At 65.1% G+C, this 8,972-nt stretch carries 7 protein-coding genes; 4 read left to right on the top strand and 3 right to left on the bottom strand.

Annotation, left to right across the window (positions count from 1 at the left end; all coding sequences use genetic code 11):
* Positions 1-595 precede the first annotated feature (595 nt).
* Positions 596-3,109, top strand: a complete 2,514-nt coding sequence (lon, locus tag AB6M95_RS18915) for an endopeptidase La (RefSeq protein WP_371388302.1) — start codon at positions 596-598, stop codon at positions 3,107-3,109.
* A gap of 74 nt (positions 3,110-3,183) precedes the next feature.
* On the opposite strand, the gene AB6M95_RS18910 is transcribed toward lon, so the two are convergent.
* From AB6M95_RS18910 to AB6M95_RS18900, 3 genes are all read right to left on the bottom strand, one after another.
* On the bottom strand, positions 3,184-4,260 hold the full coding sequence (locus AB6M95_RS18910) for a linear amide C-N hydrolase (RefSeq protein ID WP_371388301.1): 1,077 nt from the start codon (positions 4,258-4,260) through the stop codon (positions 3,184-3,186).
* A 349-nt stretch (positions 4,261-4,609) separates the two neighbouring features.
* Entirely contained in the window at positions 4,610-5,599 is a 990-nt protein-coding gene (locus AB6M95_RS18905) for a hypothetical protein (protein ID WP_371388300.1), read from the bottom strand.
* 339 nt (positions 5,600-5,938) lie between these two features.
* Positions 5,939-6,883 carry a tetratricopeptide repeat protein gene (locus AB6M95_RS18900; protein WP_371388299.1) on the bottom strand — a complete coding sequence of 315 codons (945 nt, stop codon included), beginning with the start codon at positions 6,881-6,883 and terminating at the stop codon, positions 5,939-5,941.
* A 239-nt stretch (positions 6,884-7,122) separates the two neighbouring features.
* Between AB6M95_RS18900 and AB6M95_RS18895 the strand changes: the two genes are divergently transcribed.
* The 3 genes from AB6M95_RS18895 (at position 7,123) to AB6M95_RS18885 (ending at position 8,726) form a co-directional block, all read left to right on the top strand.
* On the top strand, positions 7,123-7,371 hold the full coding sequence (locus AB6M95_RS18895; RefSeq protein ID WP_371388298.1) for an FmdB family zinc ribbon protein: 249 nt from the start codon (positions 7,123-7,125) through the stop codon (positions 7,369-7,371).
* 34 nt (positions 7,372-7,405) lie between these two features.
* On the top strand, positions 7,406-8,338 hold the full coding sequence (gene hemC, locus AB6M95_RS18890; protein ID WP_371388297.1) for a hydroxymethylbilane synthase: 933 nt from the start codon (positions 7,406-7,408) through the stop codon (positions 8,336-8,338).
* Positions 8,339-8,528: 190 nt separating this feature from the next.
* Positions 8,529-8,726, top strand: a complete 198-nt coding sequence (locus tag AB6M95_RS18885) for a hypothetical protein (RefSeq protein ID WP_371388296.1) — start codon at positions 8,529-8,531, stop codon at positions 8,724-8,726.
* The last annotated feature ends 246 nt before the right edge of the window (positions 8,727-8,972 follow it).

Below are 8,972 nucleotides of genomic sequence, written 5' to 3'. Positions count from 1 at the left end.
GGGCTGGGGTGCCAGCAACGAAATGCTCAATCAGACGACCGGATATATGAGCCGACAAACGCGATCTTTTTAGCCTCATAGTCCCCCCTAATACGACGAGAGATCTATGTCAGCCCCAAACTTTTTGGGCCGCTTCGCGGAGGGAGCTTGTTTGTGGGAGCACCTTCTCTTTCCTTGTTCGAAAACGCCGCAAAACCACTTCCCCGAGCTTCGCCTACGCCCACCTGCGGCGTTGGCAACCGTCCCGAAGGGTTCGCACCGGGCGGTCCTCCGAGGCCCGTGGACGTCCGGCGCGAACCCTTCGGGACATCCCCTGCCCGCGCCCGACCCATCTTTCCGCGCAACGATCCTCCTTCACGCCCTTTTCCTTCGCCGCAGGCGACACAAAAAGTTTGGGAGGGTCCAGGGAACCCTTTTCAAAGGGTTCCCTGGCGGGGCCTGGGGCAGAGCTCCAGCGGGGTCCGGGGCGGCGCCCCGGCCGCCGGAGGCATCGTTCACGATGAGTAATTTACCATAATAATGGACTTGCCAACTTGGTTTGACGATATATGTAGGGTAACACCGTCTGTTTGCACACAAATCAGAGGATACCCATTTGAGTCAAAAAAAGAAGAAAACCCCCATCCGTCCTTCGCGCATCAAACGGCCGGAGTCGGATGCCGAGATCGATAAGTCCCCGGAAGTGAAGGACGACAGCCACGAGGGCGAGGATCTGCCCGAGATCATCGAGGCCCTGACCGGCGGTCCCGGCACGACGCTGTTCGGCGACGACGACATGACCGGGCACAATCCGGCGGACATCCCGCAGGTGCTGCCCGTGCTGGCCGTGCGCGACATCGTGGTCTTCAACTACATGATCCTGCCGCTCTTCGTGGGCCGCGACAAATCGGTCCAGGCCGTGGACGCGGCCCTGGCGGGCGACCGCTACATCCTCATCCTGACCCAGAAGGACGAGGGCGTGGAGGACCCGTCTCCGGACGACCTGTACATGACCGGCACGGTGGGCATGATCATGCGCATGCTGAAGATGCCCGACGGCCGCCTCAAGGTCCTGGTCCAGGGGCTGGCCCGCGCCAAGGTGAAGCGGTTCACGGCCAACGACCCGTACCACATCGCCGAGCTGACCCCGATCATCGAGCCCGAGGCCGGGCCGCTCTCTCCCGAGCAGGAGGCGCTGGTGCGCTCCTCGCGCGAGCAGTCCGAGCGCATCCTGACCCTGCGCGGCATTTCCAGCGCGGACATCATGTCCGTGCTGAACAGCGTGTCCGATCCGGGCAGGCTGGCCGACCTGATCGCCTCCAACCTTCGCATGAAGGTGGACGCGGCCCAGAGGATTCTGGAGTGCATTGAGCCCTTCCGGCGGCTGGAGCTGGTCAACGAGCAGTTGCTCAAGGAGGTCGAGGTGGCCTCCATGCAGAACAAGATCCAGACCATGGCCAAGGAAGGCATGGACAAGGCCCAGCGCGACTTCTACCTGCGCGAGCAGATCAAGGCCATCAAGCGCGAGCTCGGCGACGAGGGCGACGAGTCCGAGGAGATGGAGGAGCTGCGCAAGGGGCTGACCGCGTCCGGCATGCCCAAGGAGGTCATGAAGGAGGCGTTCAAGCAGTTGCGGCGGCTGGAGTCCATGCACGCCGAGTCGAGCGAGGCCACGGTCATCCGCACCTACCTCGACTGGATGATCGACCTGCCGTGGAAAAAGCTCTCCCGCGACCGGCTGGACATCAAGAAGGCCGAGGAAATTCTCAACGCCGACCACTACGACCTGGAAAAGGTCAAGGAGCGCATCCTCGAGTATTTGAGCGTGCGCAAGCTCAACCCCAAGATGAAGGGCCCGATTCTCTGTTTCGTGGGGCCTCCGGGCGTGGGCAAGACCTCGCTCGGGCGATCCATCGCCCGTTCGCTGGGACGCAAGTTCCACCGCATGTCGCTGGGCGGCATGCGCGACGAGGCCGAGATCCGCGGCCACCGGCGGACCTACATCGGGGCCATGCCGGGCCGGATCATCCAGGCCATCAAACAGTGCGGCACGCGCAACCCGGTGATCATGCTCGACGAGATCGACAAGCTCGGTTCGGATTTTAGGGGCGACCCGTCCTCGGCCCTGCTCGAGGTGCTCGACCCGGAACAGAACTTCTCGTTCACGGACCACTACCTGAACGTGCCGTTCGACCTGTCCAAGGTCATGTTCGTGTGCACGGCCAACATGCTCGACTCCATTCCCGGCCCACTCATGGACCGCATGGAGGTCATCCGCATCCCCGGCTACACCGAGCAGGAGAAGACGGTCATCACCCGGCGCTACATCATCCCGCGCCAGATCAGGGAGAACGGCCTGAACGACGACGAACTGCTCATCACCGACAAGCTGGTGTCCAAGGTGGTCCGCGAGTACACCCGCGAGGCGGGCCTGCGCAACGTGGAGCGCGAGATCGGCACCCTGTGCCGCAAGATGGCGCGCAAGAAGGCCGAGGGCGAGAAGGGGCCGTTCAAGATCACGGTCAACAACCTGTACAAGCTGCTCGGGCCGCCGCGCTTCCTGGATGACGAAAAGGAACCGACCCTGCCTCCGGGCGTGGCCGTTGGGTTGGCCTGGACCCCGTTTGGCGGCGAGATCCTGCACATCGAGGTGACCACCATGCCGGGCAAGGGCAAGCTGATCCTGACCGGCAAGCTCGGCGACGTGATGAAGGAGTCGGCCCAGGCCGCCCTGTCCATCGCGCGCGCCCGGGCGGACCTCTACGGCATCGACCCGAACTTCGCGGACAACCGCGACATCCACGTGCACGTCCCGGCCGGAGCCACGCCCAAGGACGGCCCGTCCGCAGGCGTCACCCTGGTCACCGCGCTCATCTCGGCCCTGACCGACACCCCGGTCTCCCCGGACCTGGCCATGACCGGCGAGATATCCCTGCGCGGCCGCGTCCTGCCCGTGGGCGGCATCAAGGAGAAGATCCTGGCCGCCGTGTCGCGCGGCATGAAGAAGGTCCTCATCCCGGCCCAGAACAAGAAGGACCTGGCCGAGATCCCGGACGAGCTGCGCAGACGCATCACCATCAAGACCATCGAGAAGGTGGACGAGATCTGGCCGCTGGCCAGGGCCAAGTAGCCGACATATCGATATCCATGAAAAAGGCCCGGACCAATTTGGTCCGGGCCTTGTTTTTTGCGGATAGCCGACGCCTAATTCGGGGTCACGTCCTTGACGGCGTTGCCCGAGGGCGCGGATACCGAGATGGGCGCATAGTCCGAGCGGGTGAAATCGAGCTTCTTGAGGTCGATGGCCCGCAGGGTCTGGTCGCCGTAGTCCGCGAAGTAGAGCACGCGGTTGGTCAGGTCCTCGATGGCCGTCCACTGGGTGTAGTCGGCGGCTTCGCCCTCGGGCTTCCTGTCGCGGCTGACGCCCGGCATGACGTCGACCTGGTTGAGCAGGTGCCGGGCGAAGACCACGGCCTGCGCGGCGTTCTCCGGCTGGTAGGCGAACGAGCCGAGCACGGCGGCGCGCACGAACCGGGACGGGGGCGTGCAGTCGCCCGGCAGGCCGAACAGGCCCGAGCCGTTGCCCGTGCCCTTGACGGTCATGCAGTTCAGCTCCAAGCCGGTCCGCATGTCGGGCGAGAGATTGACGTAGTTGCGCAGGTTGGCCCATTGGCCGGGCAGGGGGGGCTCGTTGGTCATGACGCCCAGCGGGTTGTCGTAGATGCGCAGCTCACCGTCGATCCACTCGGCCACCATGCTGTTACCCTGGGCGTCGTGCACGGCCAGGTGCAGCACCGGAACGCCGCCCAGCCCGGGGAGTTCCCTGCCCCAGACGAGCACTTCGGGCAGGGCCTTCTTGACCTCGGCCACGGTCTCGAACCGGCCGAGAATCCAGTCGGGCACCAGGGTCACGTCCATGGCCTTGGCCTCGCTGCCCTTGGGCACGGTCTGGTAGCCGACCGACGGGAGCCACAGGACCTTGGCCGACAGCCCCTTCTCGTTCATGCCGTCCGTGGACGCCTCCAGCCCCAGGACGGAGAAGGCCACGAACCCGTGGCGCTGCTGCCACTGCATCCCCTGCTTCTTGCCGGGGGCCTCCGAGGTCCACTTCCTGCCACGGGGGTAGACGGTCACCTTGGCCTGGTCGTCCACGGCAAAGTCCATGGACCGCCCGCCGACGATCGTCCCGTCCTTGGCCTTGACGACGAAATCCGTGCACGCCATGGCCGGAGCGGCCATCAGCAGCAGACATATTGCAAGCGCAACTATTCTGTATAACATGAGAACTCCTTGAGTATGGGTACATTCCGCACACTGAGCGGAACCGTCTTTACCCCAAAGGGATACGCCGCCCCCTCCCGCAGTGTCGAGCCGTAAAAAACATAATACCCAACTTGACTTCCCCCTCCCCGGCGGACGCCTCATTTTCTTCTCTTAACTGGAGCGATTCGGGTGCGCAGCACCCGACAGCGGCTCTCTCCCCCGCGCGCGGAATAGGCTTGGGAGAGTGGGTCAGCTGTGCATTTTCCGAGGATTCGCCTGACCGCAGCGTACCCCAGTACGTGAGGATCAGGCGGACCCTCGGAAAATGTGCAGATGGCCCGCTATCGCAAGCCGCCCCCCGCCCCACCTACATCCCCACCGCATCGCGGCCGGGGAGCCACATGCCATTGTCGCGGCGCTTGTCGAAGGAGGAGGCCGCCGCATCAGCGCTGCGGGCCTCGTTTCGCAGGACCCGGGCCTGGGCCTGTTCGCGGGCCGAGGTGTCGGTGGTGAACACGTTCTCGTCGAGCAGCGCGGCGCGCCGGGCCACGCCCTGGGGCACCGGGGGCTTGTTGTAGCGGCGGCGCAGGCCGGGGTTGGCGGCCAGGGCGGTGATCAGGGACACCAGGCCGCGGGCCAGGGGAAGCTCGGGATTGAGTTCGAAACAGCGGGTCAGGACGGTCATGCAGTCCCACCACTGGCCCTGTTCGTAGTAGGCGCGGGCCAGGTTGTAGAACAGGTGGTCGTCCCGCTCGGCGTATTTGAGGGCGCGCCGGTAGCAGATGACAGCGCCTTCCAGGTAGCCGATCTTGCGCAGGCCGATGCCGAACTCGTTGAACAGATGCTGGTCCTTGCCCGGAAACGGGGTCTTGACCCGCATGAGCTCGCCGAGCAGGGCGCGACCCTTGGCCATGCGCCCGGCCCGGATGTACTCCCGGCCGAGCTCGAACAGGCCGCGCACGTTGGGCTCGTCGATGGCCAGCAGGGAGCGCCGGTAGCCGAGCTCGCGGTTGGCGCCGACGAGCTGGTAGTTGCGGCGGCGCGCCGAGGGGAGCATGCGCTCCTCGAACACGGCCACCTCGGCCGTGTAGTGGGTGATCAGTTCGTCGGTGGAGATCAGAGACTCCTCGCCGAAGGGCAGGAAGTCGCCGTCCACGCCGCGCACGGCATAGCCGTCCTCGCCCGCCTGGCGCACCAGCCAGTAATGGACGCGGCCCTGGCCGCGCAGGGTGGTGCCTTTGCCGGGGTTCCGGGATTTGGCGGTGGAGAAGACGCAGCAGACCGGGCCGACGCGCCCCTTGGAGGCGCGGCCCGCGCGGTTTTGGTTGTCGATGGAGACGAGTGTGTTCGTGTTCATGGGTCACCCTTTTGCAGGAGGCGGCCATGCCCGTTCCGACCACCGGCCCGCGTTTTCCCAGGACGCGAACCAACAGTGCCGTCAATGCCGGACATGGCATTTCCCCTGCGCCGTCCAGTGGGCTCCCGCAATCACCAGGCGCGTTATGTGGAAACTCGTCCGACAGGAGGCCGGACGCCCTCTTCCACCCCGTGTTCCCGATTCATATCGGTCCTTGGAGTGAAAGGCTTTAGTGGGAGATCCAATGGTTGAGACAATCTTAATATAGAAATTCAATCACAGAATTTCCGAACGACCCGTCCCGCAGTGCGGCAGGCAACCCCGGATTGCCCTTGCAGGCTAGTCTTCGCTCCCGTGGCGCTTGAACTCCACGAATCCGACGCCGCCGGACCGGGCGCGGCCGGGTTCCACGGGGCGGCCCACCAGGGTGTCGTCGAGCTTGAGCCTGCCGGACCCGGCGGCCAGGAGCTGGCGGGCGCGGGCGGCCACGGCGGGCGGCACCGGCGGCTTGGCGTAGCGGGCCAGGAGCCGCTCGTCCGCCTCCAGGCCGACCATGAGTTCGAGCAGGTCGGTGGTCACCTTGAGGCCGGGGGCGAACTTGTGGGACTGGATCAGGTAGTCCAGGGAGCGCGTCCAGTCGTCGTTCTCGTAGTGGGCGCGGGCCAAGTTGTAGAAAAGGTTCTCGTCATCCCGGACGTACTCCAGGGCGCGGAGGAAGAAGGCGATGGCCAGGTCGTAGAGGCCGTACTTGCGCAGGACGATGCCGAAGTCGTTGAACAGGAACTGGTCCCGGCCCTCGAAGTCGGCCCCGATGCGGGCGAGGTCGGTGAACAGGGCGGCCGCCCGGCCCGGCTCGTCCCGCTCCAGGTAGACCAGGCCCAGGCCGAACAGGCCGTTGAACACCCGCGCGTCGATGGCCGAGGTGAGCGCGTCCTCCGGGGTGCCGCGATCCAGCATGGCCGGGACCACGTGCTCCTCGAAGTAGGCCAGCTCGGGCGAGTAGTCCGCGACCAGTTCGTCCAGGGTGATCAGCTCGGCCTCGCCCATGGGCAGGTGGCGGTCGCTGAGCAGGCGGCTGACGAAGTCCTCCTCGCCGGTCTGCTCCACGAAGCGGAAGGTCAGGCTCTCGTGGGTGCGGCTGTTCGCGCCCATGCCCATCTTGACCGGGGTCAGGGCCGAGAACACGCAGCGGACCTTGCCGCCCGCCATGTAGGCCCGGCCGGACGGACCGGCGGCGTCCTCCTCTTCGGCGTCGAGATGCAGGGCAAAGAATTCGTCTTTCATGGACCCTCGGCAACGGCTTGGGCGGGACCGGAGCGCCCCGCTTTTACTCATACTTTCCCTTAGCCGGGCGCGGGGGGCGGTGTAAAGCACGGATTTCCCCGAAGGGGGGTGGACACTGCGTGCTGCGGACTTACATTATTCACGGGCCGGGGGCGACGTTGCCAGTCCGGCCCTTTTCAGCTATGGAAACCCTCTGCCGGGAGCGCCCGGCCCATCACAACACCGTTTCGGAGCACGACATGCCCATTTTCGAATACAAGTGCAATGCATGCGGCAACGAATTCGAGGAACTCGTCTTCGACCGCGACGAATGTCCCCCCTGCCCCAAATGCCAGTCCGCCGACACCGGCAAGCTCATGAGCGCGGTCCGGTCCAAGGTCGGCGGGTTCTCGCCCGACGCTGGCGGCGGCTCCGCCCCGGCGGCCCCCAGCGCGCCCTCTTCCGGCTGCGCGGGCTGTTCCGGCGGCAACTGCTCCAGCTGCGGCTAGCTCTTTCCCTTCACAGACCAAGGTTACACACAGCATGAACAAGCTCACCATCGCCACCCGGGGCTCCGCCCTGGCCCTGTGGCAGGCGAACCATATCAAGGACCGGCTCGAGGCCGAACATCCCGGCCTGTCCGTGGACCTGCTCAAGATCAAGACCAAGGGCGACAAGATCCTGGACGTGCCGCTGGCCAAGGTCGGCGGCAAGGGGCTTTTCGTCAAGGAGATCGAGGAGGCGCTGCTGGACGGCCGCGCCCAGCTGGCGGTCCACTCCATGAAGGACGTGCCCACCGAACTGCCCGAGGGGCTGGAGGTCGGCATCATCCCCGAACGCGAGGAGCCGACCGACACCCTGTGCTCGGTCAAGTACGCCGGGCTCAAGGAACTGCCCGAGGGCGCGGTGGTCGGGACCTCCTCCCTGCGCCGCCAGTCTCAGCTCAAGGCCCTGCGCCCGGACCTGCGCATTAAGTCCCTGCGCGGCAACGTCGGCACCCGGGTGCAGAAGCTGCTCGACGGCGAGTTCGACGCCATCGTCCTGGCCACCGCCGGGCTGAAGCGTCTGGGCATTCAGGCCCCGCACATGGAGATCCTGTGTCCCCCGGACTTCCTGCCCGCCGTGGCCCAGGGCGCGCTCGGCATCGAGTTTCACTCCGACAACCAGGAAGTCCGCGACCTGCTCGCCTTCCTCGACCACCAGCAGACCAAGTATCAGGTCCAGGCCGAACGCGGCTTCCTGACCGGGCTGGACGGCGGCTGCCAGGTGCCCATCGCGGCCTGGTCCGAGATCGACGGCGACATGGTCCGCCTGACCGGCTTCGTGGCCGACGTGGACGGGTCCAAGCCCATCCGCAGGATGGCCGAGGGGCATGTGGACCACGCCTGGGAAGTGGGCATGATCCTGGCCGGGCAGGTCCTCGACGCGGGCGGCAAGGCCATCCTCGACGACGTCTACGCACGGGAAACCAAGTAGCCCGACCGGCGGCACGACCTGCTCCGAACGACGGCGCTATATATTTCTTTATATGAAAAGAATCAAAAAAATCAAATTGTTGGGCGAAAGGCAGCCCCGTGGCCCGCTCCGCCCCCTAAAGGTTTTCGGATATTCACCGATAAAAACGGCAAGGAATATGTTCAACACTCCATGGAAGGAGGTACGAATCATGGAAGTTGCCGGTTTTGAAGTACAGGGTTCCAACATGGCCGAACAGGTCAAGTCGATCCGCAAGGTTCGCCTCCAGCGCGAGGTGCTGGAGAATCCCGAAATGGCGCGCGAGCTCGTCAAGGTCCAATCCTCGGGCACCTACAACGCCCGGGGCGACTTGGTCCAAGCCGTATCCACCGACCTGGGGGATGCATAGTGTTTAGTGTGCGAAGTGCGCGCCGCTCACCCGAAAAGTAAGGGCCGATCAGCAATCTGATCGGCCCTTACTTTTCGGGTGAGCGGCGCGCAGTGGGGGCGGCTTCCGAGAGCGGCGCGTCTGCACATTTTTTCCGGGGGGCTTTCATCCTCACGTAGGAAGACTACGCTGCGGTGAAAGCCCCCCGGAAGAAAATGCACAGCTGCACCACTCTCGAAAGCCTATTCCGAGCGCGGTAAGAGAGCC

The sequence above is a fragment of the Pseudodesulfovibrio karagichevae genome, from assembly GCF_041414475.1.
GTDB lineage: Bacteria > Desulfobacterota > Desulfovibrionia > Desulfovibrionales > Desulfovibrionaceae > Pseudodesulfovibrio > Pseudodesulfovibrio karagichevae.
The sequence above is the reverse complement of the archived record's forward strand: the minus strand, read 5'-3'. Positions and strand labels throughout refer to the sequence as shown.